Annotated in this window: 12 protein-coding genes; all 12 read left to right on the top strand. The window is 64.0% G+C overall.

Translation table 11 applies throughout. The annotated features are described in order from the left end of the window. Positions 1 to 223: 223 nt before the first annotated feature. The 12 genes from ACLJEU_RS25550 (at position 224) to ACLJEU_RS25605 (ending at position 21,242) form a co-directional block, all read left to right on the top strand. Positions 224 to 2,461, top strand: coding sequence for a beta-N-acetylhexosaminidase family protein (locus ACLJEU_RS25550; protein ID WP_414661172.1), 2,238 nt, complete (start codon positions 224 to 226; stop codon positions 2,459 to 2,461). Between the two features lie 82 nt (positions 2,462 to 2,543). Further along, positions 2,544 to 3,251 carry an IclR family transcriptional regulator domain-containing protein gene (locus tag ACLJEU_RS25555; protein WP_414661171.1) on the top strand — a complete coding sequence of 236 codons (708 nt, stop codon included), beginning with the start codon at positions 2,544 to 2,546 and terminating at the stop codon, positions 3,249 to 3,251. 107 nt (positions 3,252 to 3,358) lie between these two features. After that, positions 3,359 to 6,550: a carboxypeptidase regulatory-like domain-containing protein gene (locus tag ACLJEU_RS25560; protein WP_414661170.1), complete on the top strand. Its 3,192-nt coding sequence runs from the start codon at positions 3,359 to 3,361 to the stop codon at positions 6,548 to 6,550. Between the two features lie 142 nt (positions 6,551 to 6,692). Next, positions 6,693 to 10,223: a TonB-dependent receptor plug domain-containing protein gene (locus ACLJEU_RS25565; RefSeq protein ID WP_414661169.1), complete on the top strand. Its 3,531-nt coding sequence runs from the start codon at positions 6,693 to 6,695 to the stop codon at positions 10,221 to 10,223. A gap of 159 nt (positions 10,224 to 10,382) precedes the next feature. Beyond that, positions 10,383 to 10,691: a TonB-dependent receptor plug domain-containing protein gene (locus ACLJEU_RS25570; protein WP_414661168.1), complete on the top strand. Its 309-nt coding sequence runs from the start codon at positions 10,383 to 10,385 to the stop codon at positions 10,689 to 10,691. A 148-nt stretch (positions 10,692 to 10,839) separates the two neighbouring features. Further along, positions 10,840 to 13,386 carry a carbohydrate-binding protein gene (locus ACLJEU_RS25575; protein ID WP_414661167.1) on the top strand — a complete coding sequence of 849 codons (2,547 nt, stop codon included), beginning with the start codon at positions 10,840 to 10,842 and terminating at the stop codon, positions 13,384 to 13,386. 23 nt (positions 13,387 to 13,409) lie between these two features. Beyond that, complete coding sequence (locus ACLJEU_RS25580; RefSeq protein WP_414661166.1) at positions 13,410 to 15,596, top strand: malate synthase G; 2,187 nt, start codon at positions 13,410 to 13,412, stop codon at positions 15,594 to 15,596. Next, positions 15,593 to 16,045 carry a GlcG/HbpS family heme-binding protein gene (locus ACLJEU_RS25585; protein WP_414661165.1) on the top strand — a complete coding sequence of 151 codons (453 nt, stop codon included), beginning with the start codon at positions 15,593 to 15,595 and terminating at the stop codon, positions 16,043 to 16,045. The genes ACLJEU_RS25580 and ACLJEU_RS25585 overlap by 4 nt, the downstream gene beginning before the upstream one ends. Before the next feature lie 41 nt (positions 16,046 to 16,086). Further along, positions 16,087 to 17,370, top strand: a complete 1,284-nt coding sequence (locus ACLJEU_RS25590) for a 2-hydroxycarboxylate transporter family protein (protein WP_414661164.1) — start codon at positions 16,087 to 16,089, stop codon at positions 17,368 to 17,370. A 31-nt stretch (positions 17,371 to 17,401) separates the two neighbouring features. Then, positions 17,402 to 18,187, top strand: a complete 786-nt coding sequence (hyi, locus tag ACLJEU_RS25595; RefSeq protein ID WP_414661163.1) for a hydroxypyruvate isomerase — start codon at positions 17,402 to 17,404, stop codon at positions 18,185 to 18,187. Between the two features lie 57 nt (positions 18,188 to 18,244). Further along, positions 18,245 to 19,138 (top strand): 2-hydroxy-3-oxopropionate reductase, encoded by an 894-nt coding sequence (garR, locus tag ACLJEU_RS25600; RefSeq protein WP_414661162.1) that lies wholly within the window; start codon positions 18,245 to 18,247, stop codon positions 19,136 to 19,138. A gap of 58 nt (positions 19,139 to 19,196) precedes the next feature. After that, positions 19,197 to 21,242, top strand: coding sequence for a hypothetical protein (locus ACLJEU_RS25605; protein ID WP_414661161.1), 2,046 nt, complete (start codon positions 19,197 to 19,199; stop codon positions 21,240 to 21,242). The last annotated feature ends 5 nt before the right edge of the window (positions 21,243 to 21,247 follow it).

Raw genomic sequence — 21,247 nt, forward strand, 5'->3', positions numbered from 1 at the left:
GACAGCCCGGTGGTAATACCAATCGCCCTTTGCCTTTGGACTTTAGCCGTGGCTACGAGCGCCAGCGAGTGGCCGAACGGCCACTCGCTGGCGCTCGTAGCCACGATCGATCCAGAAGTCCAAAAGCAAGGAGCGATTGGTATAACACTGCTCCCCGGCCAGCCGGTGACGATTCACCAGGTGCGGAAAAGAGGCGGCTCTGCTTCAACGGCGTTTTCTCAGTATGATCATCTCCCATCACCGCCTGTATTGGTTAACCACTGCCGCACCCGCGACAGCTCTCCTTCTAGCTCTGTGCACGCCGGTGGCGAATGCGACCACCGAGGTGGCGTCAGACTCCGCGGCCGGCGAGCCGGGGCAGTTTGCTGCGGCGGAGATTCGCCGTGAAGCCGGAGCCAAGGCAACGATGACTCCAGGTCCTGCTCAAGAGATCCGCGTTTCTCTCACCGTCGGAAAGAAAACAGGCGGCGTCGCACAGAGCTACAGCATTCGCGTGCTGAAGAAAGAGGGGAGCCGGACCATTGAGGTGAACGGTGCCGATGCCACGGGCGCCATGTATGGCGGGCTCGACATCGCGGAAGCGATTCGCACGGGGACCGTCGATGCCTTGAAGGACTCCGATCACCAGCCGCACATCGCGCAACGGGGCATCAAATTCAATATTCCACTCGATCTGCGCACGCCGAGCTACAGCGACAGCGCCGACGCCGCCCAGGCGAACATCCCCGAAATGTGGGAGCGCGATTTCTGGACGCGCTTTCTCGATGGGATGGCGCGCAATCGCTACAACGTGCTCTCGCTTTGGAGCCTGCATCCCTTCCCTTCGCTGGTGAAGGTGCCGGAGTTTCCCGAGGTCGCGTTGCACGACGTCTGGCGCACCCGCGCCACGCTCGACGACACGTTTCACTTCCACGGCACCGACATGGTCCGCCCCGCCATGCTGGCCAATCATGAGGTCGTGAAGCGCATCACCATCGACGAGAAGATCGCGTTCTGGCGCTGGGTCATGCAGCAGGCCGCCGACCGGGGCATCCGCGTCTATGTTTTCACCTGGAATGTCTTCACCTTCGGTGCCGCCGGGAAACACGGCATCACCGACGACCTGAACAACCCGATCACGAAACACTATTTCCGCGCCAGCGTGCGGGAGATGGTGAAGACCTACCCGCTGCTCGCCGGCGTCGGCATCACCGCCGGCGAAAACATGCCCAATGCCATGGCTTCCACCGCGAAGGAAGCCTGGCTCTGGGACACCTACGGCGAAGGCGTGCGCGACGGGTTGAAGGACACTCCGCAACGGCAGTTCGGACTGATCCACCGCTTCCACTGGACGGCGCAGAGCGACATCCTGAATGCCTTCAAGGATTACCCGGGCCAGGTCGAGTTCAGCTTCAAGTATTCGGTGGCGCACATGTATTCGATCACGAAACCGAACTTCATCCAACCCTTGCTGGAGAATCTCGCGCCGGGCCGGAAGACGTGGCTCACGGTGCGCAACGACGACATCTACACGTTCCGCTTCGGCGATCCGGCCTACACCCGGGACTACATCGCCAACATCCCGCCCGCGGACAAGATCGCCGGTTTCTACATGGGGCCGGACGGCTACACCTGGGGCCGCGACTTCCTCGAACGCAACCCCGCGCCCGGCCCACGCCCGCTCGTGATGGAGAAGCAGTGGTATGCGTTCATGCTCTGGGGCCGGCTGGCGTATGACCCGGCGCTCCCGGACTCGCATTTCGAGCGCGCGCTGGCGGCCCGGCATCCGTCGGCCCCGGCCCACGCCCTCTTCCGCGCCCTGCAAGGTGCCGCCCAGGTCATGCCGCTCACCACGCGCTTCTTTTGGGGCGACATCGATCTGAAGTGGTTTCCCGAAGCCTGCCTCAGCCATCCGCGCAGCAAGGGCTTCTACACCGTGCGCCATTTCATGGAAGGCATCACGATGCCGGGCTCCGACGTGCTGCCGATCCGCGACTGGCGCATCCGCCTCCTCGGCCGCAAGCCGATGGTGGAAACCACGCCTCCGGACATCGCAGCTGCGCTCGACGGCGCGGCGGCGGAGACATTCGCGGCGCTCGATGCGCTGCGTGATGCCGCCAAGCAGGACGCCGAGCTCCAGAAGAACATCAACGACTGCGAGGCGCTGGCCTGGTTGGGCCGCTACTATGCGGCGAAGATTCGCGGCGCCTGCGCGCTCGCGCTGTTTGACGCCCGCGGCGACCCATCCGAACAAGCTGCCTCGCTCCGTCACCTTGGCGACGCCCTGGCTCACTGGAAGAAATATGCCGCCGTGCGGGATGCGCACTACGTTCCCGCGCTCTATAATCGCCTCGGTTTCGTGAACATCACCGCCTTGACCGAAAACGTGGCCGCCGATGTCGACCTCGCGCGCACGTGGAAACCGGGCACGCTCAAGGACGACGGCAAACGCTCCGGCAGCGAGAAGGGCTTTCGCAAGTGAACCTGACCGTCCTGCACCCGCCTGGCTGATTTCCGCGGCATCCGCACCCCACGCCGCCGCCGGCCAGCCGATCCACCACGTCATGACTCCCGCCGCCCCCGACTCCCGGCAGAAACGCGAAATCGCCACGTCTTTCCTCAAGGGCCTCGATCTGCTCACGCTGCTCGCCCGCAACCCCGCGGGCCTCACCGTGCCCGAAATTCGTCAGCGCCTGAAGTTCCCGCGCACCTCCGTGCTCCGCATGCTTGGGACGCTGGAGCAGTTCGGCCTGATCGCGCACCAGGAAAATGTGTGGGGCACCACCGAGCGGTTTCACGATTGGTGCAACCGCGACATGTATCGGGAAATCAAGGAACGCAACCACCGCGCGCTCCACGCCATCGCCGGTGAGCTCGACGAGCTGGTCGAACTCGGCCTCGGCGAGGGTCGCGGCGTGCGCTACATCGACTGGGTGCAGGCCGCTCATCCCATCACCATCGATCCGCTCAAGAGCGCCCTCTACCCGCTCCACCGCACTGCGACCGGCAAGCTCCTGCTCTCGCAGCGGCCCGATCTGTGCGCCGGCCTGACCGATCGGCGGTTGCTCACCGAGATCGACGAGGCGCGCCGCACCGGCATCGCGTGGAATCGCCGCGAATCCGATCCCAACATCACCGCCATCGCCACCTGGGCGGGCAAAGCTTCGGCGGTGACCCCGGTGATTTGCGTGAAGTGGCCGTTCTTCCGCTTTACCGAGGCCAAAGCTCGGCAGGCGCTCGCGGCGATCCGCCGTCACCTCGGCCCGGCTTGACCGCCGTCGGGCTTCCGCGGTGCGAAAAAAACTGCCCGCAATACGGACAGAGCCGATTCCATTTTTGACCGCGTCGCGGCCGGTCGCACTTTCGGGCCACTACCCCGATGAACACCCCTTCATTCTTCACTTCGATTCGTCGCGTGACTCTCGTCGTCGCGCTCGCTGCGTTCGCCGCGGCTGTTGCCTGCGCGCAATCCGTCGCCACCGGCAGCGTCGAAGGCCGCGTGCTCAATGTCCGCAACGGCGAATACCTCGAGCGCGCCCGCGTCACGGTCGAGGGCACCGGCCTCGAAACCTTCACCGACTCCAGCGGACAATATCGCCTCACCAACGTCCCCGCCGGCCCGGCGCGCGTGCGCGTATTCTTCACGGGGCTCGATGTGCAGACGGAAGCGGTGGTCGTCACGGCCGGCGGCACCGCACAGCGCGACTTCAGTCTTGAGGCCGGCGCGCGGCGGGCCGACTCCAGATCCACCGACGGCGTCGTGAAACTGGGTGAGTTCGTCGTCGCCACGTCGAAGGAAATGGATGGCGCCGCGATCGCGATCAACGAGCAGCGCTTCGCCGCGAGCATCAAGAACGTCGTCTCCGCCGAGGAGTTCGGCGCGATCACCGACGGCAACGTGGGCGAGTTTTTCAAATATCTTCCGGGCATGAACATCAACGTCGCCGGTGGCGAGGCGCGCCAGTTCTCGATGAACGGCGTTCCCGCCGGCAACGTGCCGATCTCCGTCGGCGGCTTCGATCTCGCCGGGGCCTCGGGCTCGAGCACCAATCGCAATGTTCTGCTGGATCAGATTTCGCTCAACAACATCTCGCGTATCGAGGTGCTCCATACGCCCACGCCCGAGTCGCCCGGCATGGCGCTGGCCGGCTCGGTCAACATGGTTCCGCGCAGCGCGTTCGAGCGTTCGAAGCCCGTCTTCAATTACAGCGCCTATCTGCTGATGCGGGACAACCACCGCGAGCTTCCCTTCACGAAGTCGCCGGGCCCGCTGAACAAGAATGCCGCCAAGACCTATCCCGGCTGGGAGATGTCCTACGTCGTGCCCGTGAACAAGCGCTTCGGCTTCACGCTGTCCGCCGGCAACAGCACGCAATACACGCCGCTCGATGCCATGCAGACTTCGTGGCGCGGCGTGGGCTCCGCCACCAGCGCGCCCACGATCGTCAACGGCGCGATCACCAATCCCGGTAACTTCCCCGACACCACGCCGGACAAGCCGTACCTCACCGACTACTCCGTGCGCGACGGCGGCAAGATCAGCCGCCGCTCCTCCGCCGGCCTGACGATGGACTACAAGCTCACGCGCAACGACACCGTGTCGCTCGCGTTTCAATATGCGTTTTCCGACAAGCGGCGCAGCAACCGCACCCTGCACTTCCAAATCAACCAGGTGCTCCCCGGCGATTTCACGCCGACGTCCACCCGCAGCGCGCCGGGTCAGGCGGAGATTCGCATGGAAAACGATGCGGACGGGAAAGTCGGCACCACGTGGATGCCCACGCTCGTCTGGCGGCACGACGGACCCGTGTGGAAATCCGAGGTCGGCGCCGGCCACTCCCACTCGACCAATATCTTCAGCGATGTCGACAAGGGGTTCTTCGCCACGCCCCTCGCCCGGCGCACGGGCGTGACCATCGCGTTCGACGATATTTTCTATCTGCGTCCGCGCCGCATCACCGTGACCGCCCCCAACGGCGCACCGATCGATCCCGGTGTGCTTGACAATTACTCGCTCGCCACCGGCAGCAGCAACCAGCGCCCGTCCTCCGACCTGAAGCGCAGCGCCTACGCCAATCTGCGCCGCGATTTCGTGGTGCGCGAGGTGCCTGTCACCCTCAAGGCTGGACTCGACGTCCGTCAGCAGGTCCGTGACCTCCGTCGCAGTGCGCCCACGTTTACCTTTGTCGGGGCCGACCGACGCGCCACCACCACGCCCGCCGATCCGCTCGGCAGCGACGACCGGGCCGGTGCGGCCCTGGACGTCTTCAACTCGCAGAACACCGCGCCCTTCGGCTTCGGCCGGATTCAGTGGCTCGACAACACCCGCTTCTATTCCCTCTACCAGTCGAACCCGGAGTATTTCACGGTCGATCCCAACACTCGCTATCGGAACGAGGTGACCGGATCGCAGCACGCCGCCGAGGTGATTTCGTCCGGCTACGTCCGCGGCGACGCGGCGTTCTTCGACCGGCGGCTGAAGCTCGTCGGCGGCGTGCGCGCCGAGCAGACCAATGTCTCGGGCGAGGGTGCGCTCACCGATCCGACGCGCGCCTACCAGCGCGACGCCAGCGGTCGCATCCTGCGCAACGCCGCCGGCGCTCCGCTCCTCATGGTGCCGACGAACGCCGGCCTGGCCTACTCCCAGCTCACTTTCATCGATCGCGGCCAGCGCGCCGAGAAGGAATACCTGCGGCTCTTTCCGAGCCTGAACGCGAGCTACAACCTCCGCGAAAACCTGATCCTCCGCTCCGCCTTCTACACCTCGGTGGGCCGGCCCAACTTCAATCAATACGCCGGCGCCCTCACGCTGCCCGACACCGAAAACACGCCCAACGCCAGCAACGCCAACAGTCGAATTGGGGTGAACAACGCCGGCATCAAGGCCTGGAGTGCGAAGACGACCAAAGTGCGGCTCGAGTATTATTTCGAGCGAGTCGGCAATCTCTCCGTCGGGGCGTGGCGCCGCGATTTCGAGAATTTCTTCGGCAACGTCACCTTCCCCGCGACGCCAGAGTTCCTCGCGCTCTACGATCTCGATCCGGCCACCTACGGCGCCTATCCGGTGGCCACGCAGTATAATGTCCCGACCACCGTGCGGATGACCGGCCTCGATTTCGAATACAAGCAGGCGCTCACCTTTCTCCCGCACTGGGCGCGTGGCGTGCAGGTCTTCGCCAACGCGAGCATCGTCCGCACGCAGGGCGACGCGGCGTCGAACTTCGACGGTTTCACCCCGCAGACCTACAACTGGGGCGTGAGTCTCTCTCGTCCGAAATTCACTCTCCGCGGCAATTGGAACTACCGCGGCCGTCAGCGCGGCGCCGTGGTCACCGGCCGCAGCATCGAGCCCGGCACGTATAACTGGAATGCCAAGCAGCTCTACGTGGACCTGCAGGCAGATTACACCTTCACCCGGAAGCTGGCCCTGTTTGCGGCCATCCGGAATTTCGGCGATTCCGCTCCGACCGATAACAAGATCTTCGGCCCCAGCACGCCGAGCCAGGCGCGCTTCCGCAGCCGTGAAGAAGTCGGGGCGCTGGTCACATTCGGCATCAAAGGCACGTTCTGACGCCTGCCGTCGTTTCACCCCGCCCGCGAGCAGTGTCGCGCTTGTTCGCGCTCACCTCCCTCCGGCGTGGCCTCGGAAACGGGCAAGGACTCCGCAAATGAGATTTTCTCCAAACCGTAGACACCCACTCAAATTTGGAACCATGAACCCCCACCCTCGCACGCTCCTTGCCGCCTTCGCAGGCTGGCTCTCGGCTACGATCGCCGTTGTGGCTCAAACCACGCCCGCCCCAACACCTACTCCTCTTTCATCGAAGGCTGAAACCGTCCAGTTGTCGCCGTTCGAGGTCTTGGCCGACAAGGACAACGGCTACCGTGCGAACGGCACGCTCGCCGGCACGCGCCTACGGACCGATCTGAAGGACGTCGCCGCGTCCGTCTCGGTCATCACCAAGGATTTCATGAACGACCTCGGTGCCACCAACCTCGCCGAACTCCTCGTCTATACGACTGGCACGGAGGTCTCCGGGCTCGGGGGCAACATGTCGAGCTTTGACGTCAGCGCCGGCGGCGTGGACCCGGAGCAAGTGAACCGCCAACCCGCGTCGATCGTCCGCATCCGCTCCATCGGCTCGGGCACGAGCGGCTCCGATCAGGCGCGCGACTTTTTCACCACCGAAATTCCTTCGGATGGCTACAACATCGATCGCGTCGAAATCAACCGCGGCCCCAACGCCATGCTGTTCGGGCTCGGGTCGCCCTCGGGTGTCGTCAACGCCTCGCTCATCAAGGCCAATCCGCAGAAAAACGCGTCCTCGGCCGAGTTCAGATACGGGCGCTTCGGCAGCATGCGCGGTTCGTTGGACCACAATCAAGTGCTGCTCAAGAATCAGCTCGCCCTCCGTTTTGCCACGCTCTCGGGCGATCAGAAGTTCATGCAGAAGCCGGCCTTTGATCGGAACGAGCGCTACTATGGCACCGCCACCTACAAGCCGTTTGCCACCACCACCGTCAAGGTGAGCGTGGAGCACGGGAATCGCGTCACCAACAAGCCCGAGAACTGGCTCCCGAACAGCCTGATCGGGAATTGGATTGCCATGGGGAAGCCCACTTACGATCCGACGACGGCGCGCCTGTCGTTCCTCGGCACTCCGCCGTCCGTCTTGCTGGCGAACGGCACGCTGAATCCGTTTTTCCCGGGCTCAGTCGCCACCGTAAACGGAGTTCCCAATACCTTCAATGGCGGCCGAAACGGCACCCTGACCAGCACGTTGACCGACGCCATCTACGTCGTGAACGAAAACCCCAATGTGCGCTCCCTCGGCATCACCGGCTACAAGGAACGGGGCGTCATCGGGTTCGAGTTCAACAATGGACGGCTCCATCCCAATTTCATCACGACGCCAAACGCCGCGGATCCCCTGGTGAGCGACGCCATGGTGGGCATCGGCAGCGCGCAGGATTTTCTCCGCCGTCTGAAGACGGGCCTGACGAGCGCGCCCACCGCCGCCAATTGGACGCCCACCAACATGACCTACAATTTCTGGAAGACGCCGCGCTACGTCGATACCGCCGTCTATGACTACTTCACCCAGTTGATCGAAGGACCCAACAAACAGGAGCGTTCGCGGTGGAAGACCTACAATGCCACGATCGAACAGCGCCTCGGCTCCCGCGCGGGCGTGGAGTTCGCCGCCGACTGGCAGTATATGGACGCGGCGTTCAACAACCCCAGCAACTACATCATCAACGTCGACATCAACACCAAGCTGCTCGACGGCACAACGAATCCGAATTTCGGCCGGCCTTTCACCAATGCAGTCGGTTGGGCCCAGTCCGAGACGCGCGATCGCAAGGGCGCCCGCGTCACCGGCTACTACGATCTGGATCTTCGGCCTCACGCTCGGGGCTGGCTGAGCAAGGTCCTCGGCCGGCATGTCTTCACCGGCAACATCAGCTCGGCGGACTTTTTCATCCAATCCTTCGGCGGTCGCCCGCTCTACAGCGGCACCGACTACCTCGATTCGGAACAGGCCAGCAATGCCGGCACGACGGCCACGGTGAACCGCGCCTTTTCGGCCGACAAGCGCGCCGTCTGGCAGTTCAACTACATGGGGCCCTCGTTGGTCGGCTCGGTGGACGGACGGAACGCCGGGGTCCAGAACACGCGCGTGAATACGAGCGCTCATGGCTCCAATTCCATTCTCACCCGCTACTATCAATCGCCGGTCATCAATTCCCAGGCACCGGCGCAATGGCAGGACAAGGCCTTCAACACGTATCGCAATGCCAGCGACTGGGACTTCCAAGACGGCAATGGCCAATACACCCTCAGCCGCCGAAGCAGCAAATCGCTCTCCAAGGTGATCATCGCCAACAGCCGTCTGTTGGACGACAATCTGATCACGACGCTCGGCTGGCGCAGCGATGACTTCAAGGCCTACGATGCCGGCGCGCCCAACCGCGACCCGAACAGCAATGTCACGCTCACCGACTACAAGAATTGGCCGCTCGTGCAGGCAGTCCATTCGAAGGTCAACACGTTCAACTACGGAATTGTCGGGCACGCCCCGCGATCGTTCCTCGAGAAAGTACGCGTCGTCTCCGACGCTTCGCTCACCTACAACAGGTCCGACAACAGCTCGCCGACGAGCCCGCGGACCGGTCTGGATGGCAAGGTGATTGCGGCACCGACGGGACAAACCAGGGAGTTCGGCGGCCGCCTGGCCTTGTTCAAGGGCAAGCTCGAACTGCGCGTCATCAATTTCGAGACCACCGCCGCCAACTCGACCAACAGCAATCTGCGCAACCCGCAAAATGCCATCCAGCGTCAGGTCAACACCACCTACCTGAACATCGCCGCCGGCAGCGCGAACCGCGTTTACACGGATCCGCAGCCCTACAACACCGGATTGCCCAACACCCCGGGCGCGGTCGAGGCCCTCAAGGCGTGGAACGACTTTTTCACCGCCCCGTTTGGGAGACAGTTCCTCGACACGTTTCTCTACAAGAACGTCGGCACGACCGCGCAGACGCATGATGATCGGGTGGACACGGTGGTCTCCACGTCCGATGTCGTCGCCAAAGGCTGGGACTACGAATTGATCTACAACCCGACCAAGAGCTGGCGGATTGCTGCCAACGCGTCGCAATCGGTCGCGATCCGCAACAACACCGGCGCGGCGCTCAACGAATTCGGCGATCGCATCACCGAACTCATGCGGGGACCGGCCGGAAATATTCCCCAAGGCACCAACTCGACCTCCGCGCTCCGCGACCAATTCGCGCAGCAGGTCGTCGACATCAGAAAGGAACTCGCGCTGGACGGCAGCCCTTCCCCGGAAGCGCGCAAGTGGCGTTTCAATCTCGTCTCCAACTACACCGTTCCCGAGGGCCGGCTGAAAGACGTGAAGTTCGGCGGGGCCATCCGCTGGCAGGACAAGGTCGCGATCGGCTACCCGGTCATCAATGCGCCTTCGGGCGTCGTGACCTTCAATCCCATCAACGATGTGAAGCACCCCTACTACGGTCCGACTGAAACCAACTACGACGCCTGGATCGGCTATTCTCGCCGGATCCGGCACGACATCAAGTGGTCGATGCAGCTCAACGTGCGCAATCTCGGGGTGAACCGGAAACTCATTCCGGTGGCAGCCCAACCCGACGGCAGCATCGCCGTGAACCGGATCGCCGAACCGATGACGTGGACCCTCAGCAACAAGTTCGACTTCTGAGGACGCGTCCAACCCCGCCTTGGCGAATTCACGCCTTGGCGGGGACCGCCTTGACGGCGAGGCAGAACCGGCGAGCCGACTCCCCGCCGGCCACGCGTTCTGCGACCATAGCCCGCCAGGATTAGTCAAAGCCACCGAACCCCAAACCACCCCAACCCCATGAAATCGCCCCGCACCGAACTCCGCGATGTCGCCGGCTCGATTTCGGTCATCACCAAAGATTTCATGAACGACCTCGCGCCGAACAACCTCGAAGACCTGCTCACTTACACCGCCGGCACGGAGGTCGATGGCGTCGCCGGTGATTTCAGCGCATCCGGTTTCAATTCCGGTGGCTTCCAGGAATTCACCCATGCGATGCGCGGCACCCCGAGCAACCCGCGCGTCCGTGGTCTCGGTGCCGCTGACCAGAGCGCCCAGCCGGACGGCACGATTGCCAGCGCGCGCATCTCCACCCCGCAAACCTGAATGCTGACAAACACACTCGAATTCCGATCCGGTCCTCCAGCGCGAAGGAGCGTTCTCCTGGGCAGAGAAGGACTCTGAACGGAAGAGGGTTCCTTTTGCCTGATCAAGACGACGGCGACTCACCCGAGCGCCGCCACTTTCATCTTCCATGAAAAAAAATTGGCTCATTCCGATTGGTCTGACCGTGCTCGCGCTCACGTTGGCCACGCGGGGAAGTGGCGCGGTGGACTACACGCGCGACGGCGGCCCCATGGACTTCGGCACCGCGGAGCTCGAGGGGGCGCTGCGTATGCGCGCAGCGCAGACCCGCGTCGTGTTGTCGGTCGCAGGCGGCGGCGCGCCGGAAAGTTTCCGCGTGCGGGTGCGCGGCGAGGGCGCGGCGCGCGAGATCCAGATCGAGGGCGCGGATGCGGCCGGCGCCATGTACGGCGCGATGGAGGTCGCCGAAACGATCCGGCTTGGCGGGCCCGCGGCCGTGCAGGATTTGGAAAGGACGCCGCACCTCCGCGTGCGCGGAATGAAATTCAACGCCCCGCTCGACGCGCGGACGCCGAGCTATTCGGATCCCTCCGATGCGGCCCAGAAGAACATCGCGACGATGTGGGACGCGTCGTTCTGGCGGGAGCTGATCGACCGGCTGGCCCGCGATCGGTTCAACCTTGTCACGCTCTGGAGCCTGCATCCGTTTCCCTCGCTCGTGAAGGTGCCCGAGTATCCGGACGTGGCGCTCGCGGATGTGCAGCGATCGACGGTGGCGTGGAAGGAACACTACACCCTGCAAGCCATGGGCCTCGACGCACCGGAGATCCTCGGGAAAACCGAGACGCTCCGCCGCCTGACGATCGACGACAAGATCGCGTTCTGGCGCGACGTGCTGCGCTACGGGAAGTCCCGCAACGTGCGCTTCGCGATCGTGACCTGGAACGTCTTCACCAACGGCATCGATCCCGCGCGCGGCCTGCCGCCGGACTGGAAAAACGAGGCAACGGCCGATTACTTCCGCCGCAGTGTCGCCGCGCTGCTGCGCACCTATCCGGACTTGGCGGGCGTCGGCGTGACCGCTGGCGAGAACATGGTGGGCGCGACTGCACCCGAGAAAGAAGCGTGGCTGGCCAGGACCTACGGGCAGGGCGTGCTCGATGTCCTGGCGGAGCAGCCGGAGCGGCGCGTGCTGTTCGTCCACCGCCAGCACGAAGCCGGCGCGGCGGAGATCGCGCGGCATTTCGGCGCGTTGCTCGACCACCCGCGCGTCGATTTCACCTACAGCTTCAAATACGCGGAGGCGCACGCGCTGGCGGTGACCCGGCCGCGGTTTCACGAAAAATATCTCACGGACCTCGGCGGACGGGACACGATGTGGACGCTGCGCAACGACGACGTGTATCACTTCCGCTGGCACGCGCCGGATTTCGTGCGCGACCTGGTGCGCGGGCTGCCGGCCGGGCCGACCCGGGGCTTCTACTACGGCTCGGACGGACACGTGTGGGGGCGGGATTTCCTCGACGCCAACCGCCCCGAGGATGCGCCGCGCCCGCTCGAACTGGAGAAACATGCGTGGCATTGGCGCCTGTGGGGCCGCCTCGGATACGATCCGGGGCTGGACAACACGCGGCTGACGGCGCTGCTCCAGGAGCGGTTTCCCGCGGCGGATGCGCGCGTCCTTTTCACCGCCTGGCAGGATGCCTCGCTCGTGCCGACGACGGTGACGGCCTTTCACTGGGGCCCGCTCGACTTCCATTGGTATGTCGAGGCCTGCCAGGGCCGGCCCGAGCAGGGACAGACGCCGACGGGCTTCCACGACGTGAACCGCTTCATCTCGCTGCGCACGCATCCGGCGTCGGGCATGGTGTCGATTCCGGACTACGTGAAAAATCCCCGCGCGACCGGCACGACGCCGCCGCAGGTCGCGGCGCAACTCGACGCACTCGCCACGAGTGCGCTGGCCGGAGCCGATCGCTTGCAAGCTGCGGCTGGCTCGGACGCGGAGTTGCGCGCCAACCTGGAGGACATCCGGGCGCTGGCGTATCTGGGAAAATACTACGCGCACAAAATCCGGGCCGCGCTCGCGCTCGCCCAACAACGTGCCGCCCACGACCCGGCGCGACAGAAGCTGCTGGCCGACGAACTCAATCGCGCGGCCCAGGCCTGGCGGCTCTACGGCGCGACGGCCGTGACGCAGTATCGCAATCCCCTTTGGACGAATCGCGTGGGGCACGTGGACTGGCGCCAGACGTTTTACAGTGTGCTCTATGACCTGACGATCGTCGGCGCGACGGCCGCAGTCCCGGCCATCGCGCCGACGCCCGGCGGCACGATTCTCGAAGCCGAAGACGCGGTCGCAGGTGACGCGCAGCAGCCGTTGCACACCGAAGCCGCCGGCTATACGGGCCGTGGCTACCTTGAGTTTTCTCACACGCTCGATCCGCGAAAGGTGGTGTGGACCTTTGATGCGCCCAAGGACGGGCGCTATGCCTTGGAATTCCGCTATGCGATCCGGCGCGGGCTGGTCACGGAATCCGACCTGACCGTAAACGGCGTCACCATGCCGCTGATACTGTGGCCCACGGGCGGCGGCAACTCCTGGGCGTGGGACCGAAAGATCGTGACGCTTCGTCGCGGCGCCAACCGGATCGAGTTGCGCCCCGGCGCAGTCGTGAATCTTGACCACCTCAACGTACTCCCGTGGGGACCATGACTGAACAGGAACCATTTCTCGCCATGACCGATCGAATTCCACAGGGCGGCCTGCAGGTCGCCACCGTCCTCCACGATCTGCTCTCCCAGCGCATCTGTCCCGGCACGGGGCTCGCGCCCGAATCGATCTGGGCCGCGCTGGAAAAAATCGTCGCGGACCTCGCTCCGCGGGTCCGCGCCCTGCTCGCCCAGCGCGACGACTTGCAGGCGAAGATTGACGGCTGGCACCGGCAGCAGGCGGGCACGCCGCATGACGCGGCCGCCTACCAGAACTTTCTCGGCGAGATCGGCTATCTCCTGCCGGAAGGCCCGGACTTCTCCGCCACGACTGCCAACGTGGACGCCGAGGTCGCTCTGATCGCCGGGCCGCAGCTCGTGGTGCCTGTCACCAACGCCCGCTATGCACTCAACGCCGCCAACGCGCGCTGGGGCAGTCTCTACGATGCGCTTTATGGCACGGACGTGATTCCCGAAAACGACGGCTGCGAAAAGTCCGGCGGTTACAATCCCACCCGCGGCGCGAAGGTCATCGCGTTCGCCCGAAAATTTCTGGATCAAGCGGCACCGCTCGCCAGCGGCAGTCACGCGGACGCCACGGGTTATGCGGTGAACGGGGGCAAGCTCTCCATCCAACTTGCGAAGGGTGCCATCACCCCGCTCGCCGACGCCGCGAAATTCGCGGGTTACACCGGGGAACCCACCGCGCCGAAATCCATTCTCCTCGTAAACCACGGGCTGCATTTCGAAATCCAGTTCGACCGCACCCACACCATCGGGCAGACCGACGCGGCGGGCATCAAGGATGTCGTGCTGGAATCCGCCCTCACCACGATTCAGGACTTCGAGGACTCCGTGTCGGTCGTGGACGCGGCGGACAAGTTCCAGGCCTACGCCAACTGGCTCGGGCTGCTGCAGGGGGATCTGTCCGAGACGTTCGTGAAGGGCGACAAGCCGCACACGCGCACGCTCAACCCGGACCGCACTTACACCCGCCCCGATGGCGGCCGGCTCACCCTGTCCGGGCGCAGCGTGCTGTTCGCGCGGAATGTCGGGCATCACATGTTCACCGATGCCGTGCTCGATCGCGACGGCCGGGAAACCCCCGAAGGGTTCCTCGACGCGCTCTTCACCGCCCTGATCTCGCTCCATGATGTGAAGGGCCTGTCCCGCCTGCGGAATTCCCGCGCGGGCAGCATCTACATCGTGAAGCCCAAGCTGCACGGGCCGGACGAAGTCGCGTTGACCTGCGAACTCTTCAGTCGGATCGAGGACGCCCTGGGCTTGCCGCGCTTCACGATCAAGGTCGGCATCATGGACGAAGAGCGACGCACCACGATCAATCTCAAGGAGTGCATCCGCGCCGCGAGAGAGCGCGTGGCCTTCATCAACACCGGCTTCCTGGATCGCACGGGCGACGAGATCCACACCAGCATGGCCGCGGGCGCGGTGGTGCGGAAGAACGCGATGAAATCGCAGCCCTGGATTCTCGCCTACGAAGCTTGGAACGTGGACAACGGCCTCGCCTGCGGCCTGCGCGGTCGCGCCCAGATCGGCAAAGGCATGTATGCGATGCCCGATCTCATGGCTCAGATGGTGGCGACCAAAAGCGCCCACCCGAAAGCCGGCGCGAACACCGCGTGGGTGCCGTCTCCGACCGCCGCCACGTTGCACGCGTTGCACTATCATGAGGTCAACGTGGCGCAGCGTCAGGAGGAGATCGCCCAACGGCCGCGCGCCAGTCTCGCCGCCATCCTCACGCTGCCGCTGCTCGGCACCGCGAAACCCACTGCGGCGGAGATCCAGCAGGAGCTCGACAACAACTCCCAGAGCATCCTCGGCTACGTCGTGCGGTGGATCGATCAGGGCGTGGGCTGCTCGAAGGTTCCCGACATCAGCGACGTCGGTCTCATGGAAGACCGCGCCACGCTCCGCATCTCCAGCCAGCACATCGCCAACTGGCTGCGCCACGGCATTTGCACCGAGTCACAGGTCACGGAGACGCTGCAGCGCATGGCCGCCATCGTGGATCGCCAGAACGCCGGCGACGCAAACTACCGTCCCATGGCGCCGCGCTTCGATCAAAGCACCGCCTTTCAAGCCGCGTGCGACCTCATCTTCAAGGGCGGCGCGCAGCCCAACGGCTACACCGAATTCATTCTCCACGCCCGCCGCCGCGAGGTGAAGACGCGCAGCGCGAAATCATCGCAATGAGAAAACTGGAATCGATGAGCACCAACAAACCACAAGTCCCGACCTACGGACCTTCCATCACGCTGGAGCAGGCACGAACACTATCCGCCGCCGCCCAACAAAACGCCCGGCAGAACGGCTGGCTGATGGTCGTGGCGATCATGGACGCGGGTGGTCATCTCGTGCTGCTCGAGCGCATGGACCAAGCCCAGTTCGGCAGCGTGCAGGTCGCGCAGGACAAGGCGCGGTCCGCCGTGGCGTTTCGTCGGCCGACCAAGGCGTTTCACGACATGGTCGCCGCCGGCGGCGAGGGGCTGCGCATGCTGGTCATGAGCGGGGCCGTGCCAATCGATGGCGGACTACCGATCATCATCAACGGAGCGGTCGTCGGCAGCATCGGTATTTCCGGCGGCACGAGTGCTCAGGACGGGCAGGTCGCGCAGGCCGGGTTGGCCGTCTTGGCCCATTGACCTCTCAAAAGTCCACGACTCATCCGCTGCGACCAACCACGATGCCTGAGCTCACTCCTGAAAAACGATTCCTCCGGGGACCCGTCTATGTGTTCCTCGGTCTTGGCTTCCTCGCCATGTATCTGGGAGTGATGCCCACGGGCATCATTGGCGCGGCCTGTTTACTCCTGCCACTGGCGCTCGTCCTCGAACCACTGGGCGAGCGCACTCCGATCCTGAAGGACTACCTGGGCGGCTCGCCGCTGCTGCTCATTTTTCTCGGTGCCGCGTTGGTGCACTTCAAGATTCTCACCCCGCCGGTGGTGGCGTCTTTCGGTAGCTTCATGAAGGAAACCGGCACCAACTTCCTCGACTTCTTCATCTGCAGTCTGATCACCGGAGCCATCTTCGGCATTCATTCCAGGATGCTGGTCAAAGCCGGCCTGCGCTACGCTGCTCCGGTCGCGGGCGGTGTCATCGCCAGTTGCGCACTGCTCGCGCTGGTGGGCGTCATCTTGGGTCGCGGCTGGGCGGAATTGGTGCTGAACATCGGCTTTCCCATTCTCGGCGGCGGCATGGGTGGAGGCGCGGTGCCGATGGCGAAGGTCGTCAATAGCATCACGGGGCAAGACATGAAGCAGGTCATGTCGATTTTCGTTCCAGCTGTGGTGCTGGGCAATGTCTTCTCGATCATCGCCGCGGCCTTGCTCAATCGGCTGGGTGGATGGTTCCCCGCTCTCAGCGGCAACGGTGAGCTGATGAAAGACGCCTCGCTCGTGCAGGAAGAACCGAAAGTTGATTTTTCGCCCGCCAATCTGCTGATCGGTGCGGCGGTCGCCTGCGGCTTTTATGCCTTGGGAAAAGTGCTCAACCACTTCGTCCCCTCGGTGCATAACCTCGCCTGGTTGGTCGTCGCCGTGGCGTTGGCCAATATCTCGGGCCTGCTCCCGGCCTACCTCATCAGCGCCTGCTACTCTTGGTTCAAGGCCGTGGTGAAAGCCTTCGTCGGCATCGTGCTGCTGGCGATCGGCGTTGTCTTCACGGACTTGGGCGAAGTCGCCCAGTCCATCACGCCACATTATGTTTTCCTCTGCGCGGTCGTGGTGATCGGAGCGATCCTCGGGGCCGGACTGGTCGGGCGACTGGTGGGATTTTATTTTATCGAGTCGGCCCTCACGGCCGGACTTTGCATGACGAATATGGGCGGCACCGGCGATGTCGCCGTGCTCTCGGCCGCGAAGCGCATGCAACTGATGCCGTTCGCCCGCCTCTCCACCAGCATCGGCGGCGCGTTGATCATTTTTCTGTGCGGCCTCCTGGCCTCCTCCATGCAGGGAGCCCGCTGAACAGGTCATCCGACCAACCCATTCTCTCCCTATGCCAAAATTCGCCGCCAACCTCACGATGCTCTTCACCGAGGCGCCCTTCATGGAGCGCTTCGCTCTGGCCCGCGCGGCTGGCTTCAGCCACGTCGAATACTTGTTCCCGTATCCGTTCAAAGCCGCGGACCTCAAAGCCGAGCTCGACAAACACGGACTGAGCCAAGTCCTCTTCAATCTTCCGGCGGGAGACTGGGCCGCGGGCGAACGCGGCATCGCCGCCCTGCCCGGCCGCAGCGAGGAGTTTCGCGCCGGCGTGTCCAAGGCCATCGAATACGCCCGGGTTCTCGGCGTGAGCCGCCTGAACTGCCTCGCGGGCAAACGCCTCGCCGGGCCCAGCGACGACGAACACGGGCGGACGCTGGTGGAAAACATCCGCTTCGCCGCCACCGCGTTGGCGACCGCCGGCATCGAGCTCGTGGTGGAGCCGATCAATCACTTCGACATCCCCGCCTTCTTCATCAACCGCATCGATCACGCCCTCCGCCTCATCGACGAGGTCGGCCTCCCCCATGTCCGCGTGCAATACGACTTCTATCACGCGCAACGCGAGGAAGGCGAACTCACCGGCAATCTCCTCAAGCACCTTGCCCGCATCGGCCACATCCAGATCGCGGACAATCCCGGACGACATCAACCGGGCACCGGCGAGATCAACTTCCCCTTTATTTTCCGCCAGCTCGACGAATGTGGTTATGCCGGCTGGGTCGGCCTTGAATACATCCCCAAGCCCAATTCCGCCGCATCGTTCGACTGGATGAAGACCATGGCCTCGTCCACTTAAGCGCCTGCTCCCCGCATCACTCCCGCATCCAGCCAGATTTCAGCCCACACTCTCACTATGAAAATCGGATTCATCGGACTCGGCATCATGGGCAAGCCCATGGGCCAAAATATTCTCAAGGCCGGCTACAAACTCGTCGTTTGCAGCCGCAACGCCGCCTCGGTCGCCGAGCTGACCGCCGCTGGCGCCACCTCTGCGGCGACGCCCAAGGAGGTCGCCGCACAGGTTGATGTTGTCATCACCATGCTGCCCAATTCTCCCGAGGTGAAAGCAGTCGTCCTCGGTGCGAACGGCGTGATCGAGGGTGCCCGGCCCGGCTGCATCGTCGCGGACATGAGTTCCATCGCCCCACTTGCGAGTCGCGAGATCGCCGCCAGCCTGGCGGCCAAAGGCATCGAGATGCTCGACGCGCCCGTCAGCGGCGGCCAGCCCAAGGCCATCAGCGGCACGCTCTCCGTCATGGTCGGCGGCAAGCAGGAGATCTTCGATCGCTGCGTGCCCGTTTTCAAGTCGATGGCAGCCTCCGTGGTGCGGGTCGGCGACATCGGTGCCGGCAACATCGCCAAACTGGCCAATCAAGTCGTGGTCGCGCTCAACATCGCCGCCGTATCCGAAGCGCTGGTACTCGCCGCCAAAGCCGGCGCCGATCCGGACCTCGTGTATCAAGCCATCCGCGGCGGCCTGGCCGGCAGCACCGTGATGGACGCCAAGGCGCCCCTGATGCTCGACCGCAAATTCAATCCTGGTTTCCGAATCAACCTTCACATCAAGGATCTCGCCAACGCGCTCGACACGTCGCACGAGGTCGGCGCGCCCCTGCCGCTCACGGCCTCCGTGATGGAGATTCTCCAAACGCTCAAGCACGACGACCACGGCAACTCCGACCACGGCGCGATCGTCCGCTACTTCGAAAAATTGGCGAAGATCGAACTCAAACGCGCCGCGCCCTAGCGAGAGCCGCCCACCCTCAGCCGGTCACGCCTGCGGAAGTTTCGTCCGCGCCTTACCCATGAAAATCACCGTCAAAAAACTCGGCCTACTCCTCCTGGGGTCCGCCGTCCTCGGTCATGCCGGGGTCTCCCTTTTGCCCGCCGACTCGGCGCCCTTGACGTTTGCCGCCGCGGAAATCGAACACGCGGTGAAAGTCTCCCAAAGGCCCGCGCCCGACGTGGCGATCAGCGTGGTCGCCGGCGCGGCCCAGAGCTACCGCATCGAGCGGGACGGCGCGAAGGTGCGCGTGATCGGCGGCGATGCCACCGGCGCGATGTATGGCGGGCTCGACATCGCCGAAGCGATTCGCACCGGCACATTCGATTCGTTGCAGAACTCCAACCACCAGCCGCACATCGCGCAACGTGGCATCAAGTTCAACATTCCCCTCGACAAGCGGCAGCCCAGCTTCGACGACAACGGCACCTCGGGTCAGGAGAACTTCCAGCACGTCTGGGATATGGCTTTCTGGAAGGACTACCTCGATACGATTGCGCGGCAGCGATACAATGTGCTGAGTCTCTGGAACCGGCATCCGTTTCCCACGCTGGTCAAAGTGCCCGGTTACGAAGCCGTGGCCCTCGACGATGTCTACAACAAGAAGGGCCAGCTGATCAAAAAAATGCCCCATGCCGAGAAGGTGAAGTTCTGGAACGAGGTGATCGCCTACGCCCAGGACCGCGGCATCGAGGTGTGGTGGTACGTCTGGAACATTCACGTCTACGGCACGGAGGAGACCCACTACGGCCTCACCGACAGCCCGGACAATCCGATCACCAAGGACTATATCCGCAAGTCAGTCACCCAACTGTTCCTCACCTATCCGAAGCTCAAAGGCCTCGGCATGTGCCCGGGAGAACACTTCGGCGACAAGAACAAGGACCACGACTTCAAGGAACAGTGGTGCTGGGACGTCTACGGCGAGGGCATCCTCGACTACAAGAAGATCAATCCCCAACGCGAAATCGGATTCATCCACCGCTACTGGCTCACGGATTTCAAGTACATCGGCCACCGCTTCGAGAAGCTCACCGATGGCTACGACCTCGAATACAAATACTCCCGGGCCCGCCTCTATTCCGCGCCCAATCCGCCGTTCGTCAAAAAAGACATCCTCGACGCCACTCCGGCCGGAATGAAGACCTGGTGGAATCTCCGGAACGACGACATCTTCCTCGTGCGCTGGGGCGATCCGGACTATGTGAAACAAACGGTGCTCAATTTCCCCGGCAACGGCCGGACCGCCGGGTATGTGTTGGGCTCGGACCGATTCTGCTGGGGCCGCGAGAGCGCCAGCAAGACGCCCAGTTCACCCCGCCAGCTGGAGAACGAGAAGCACTGGTATTCCTTCATGCTCTGGGGTCGCCTGGGCTACGATCCACAGACTTCACCGCAGTTGCTCAAAGGCCTCATTGCGGAGCGTCTCAAGACCACGCAGGGCGCGGAGCTCTACGACACCTGGCAGGCCGCCTCCCGGATCATTCCCCTGGTAAACCGCACCCGCTACGTCCCGTGGGACTACATGTGGTGGGTGGAAGGCTGCCGCGGCAACCTGCTCGACAAGAGTATCCAGGGTTTCCACACGGTGAACATCTTCCTGGACAAGCGGTGGGGAGGAATGGACGGCACGAAGCACATCGGCCTCCACGAGTACGTGGTCGAGGGCAGGACGGCCGGGATCACCCCGCTCGCGTCCGCCGATCAACTCGATGCGCTCGCGGGCGAAGCCTTGAAGGGCGCCGCTGAAATCAAGGACGGCGGGAATGCTGAACTCCGCGAAACGCTGGGCGACATCCGCACCCAGGCGCGGCTCGGCCACTACTACGCCGCCAAGATCCGCGGCGCCGTGTCCGTGGGCCTTTTTCGCAAGACCGGCGAGGCCCGGCATCAGACCGAGGCCGTCGCCCACCTCGAAAAAGCGCTCGCCGCGTGGCACGACTACGCCAGGGAGCTCGATGCCCACTACACCAACAAGCTCTTTATCGCCGGACAGAAAACCTTCGATTGGTTCGATGACTCAGGCCCCAGAGCAGACATCGAAATTGCCCGCAAAGGCAGCCCTTGAGCCCG

Source organism: Terrisphaera buseokensis, from assembly GCF_047521145.2.
In the GTDB taxonomy this organism is placed as follows: Bacteria; Verrucomicrobiota; Verrucomicrobiia; order Opitutales; family Opitutaceae; genus ER46.

Excerpts from the sequence above, each read along its gene's own strand:
- ACLJEU_RS25550 (WP_414661172.1), top strand. The coding sequence starts at position 224 with ATGATCATCTCCCATCACCGCCTGTATTGGTTAACCACTGCCGCACCC.
- ACLJEU_RS25555 (WP_414661171.1), top strand. The coding sequence starts at position 2,544 with ATGACTCCCGCCGCCCCCGACTCCCGGCAGAAACGCGAAATCGCCACG.
- ACLJEU_RS25560 (WP_414661170.1), top strand. The coding sequence starts at position 3,359 with ATGAACACCCCTTCATTCTTCACTTCGATTCGTCGCGTGACTCTCGTC.
- ACLJEU_RS25565 (WP_414661169.1), top strand. The coding sequence starts at position 6,693 with ATGAACCCCCACCCTCGCACGCTCCTTGCCGCCTTCGCAGGCTGGCTC.
- ACLJEU_RS25570 (WP_414661168.1), top strand. The coding sequence starts at position 10,383 with ATGAAATCGCCCCGCACCGAACTCCGCGATGTCGCCGGCTCGATTTCG.
- ACLJEU_RS25575 (WP_414661167.1), top strand. The coding sequence starts at position 10,840 with ATGAAAAAAAATTGGCTCATTCCGATTGGTCTGACCGTGCTCGCGCTC.
- ACLJEU_RS25580 (WP_414661166.1), top strand. The coding sequence starts at position 13,410 with ATGACCGATCGAATTCCACAGGGCGGCCTGCAGGTCGCCACCGTCCTC.
- ACLJEU_RS25585 (WP_414661165.1), top strand. The coding sequence starts at position 15,593 with ATGAGAAAACTGGAATCGATGAGCACCAACAAACCACAAGTCCCGACC.
- ACLJEU_RS25590 (WP_414661164.1), top strand. The coding sequence starts at position 16,087 with ATGCCTGAGCTCACTCCTGAAAAACGATTCCTCCGGGGACCCGTCTAT.
- hyi (WP_414661163.1), top strand. The coding sequence starts at position 17,402 with ATGCCAAAATTCGCCGCCAACCTCACGATGCTCTTCACCGAGGCGCCC.
- garR (WP_414661162.1), top strand. The coding sequence starts at position 18,245 with ATGAAAATCGGATTCATCGGACTCGGCATCATGGGCAAGCCCATGGGC.
- ACLJEU_RS25605 (WP_414661161.1), top strand. The coding sequence starts at position 19,197 with ATGAAAATCACCGTCAAAAAACTCGGCCTACTCCTCCTGGGGTCCGCC.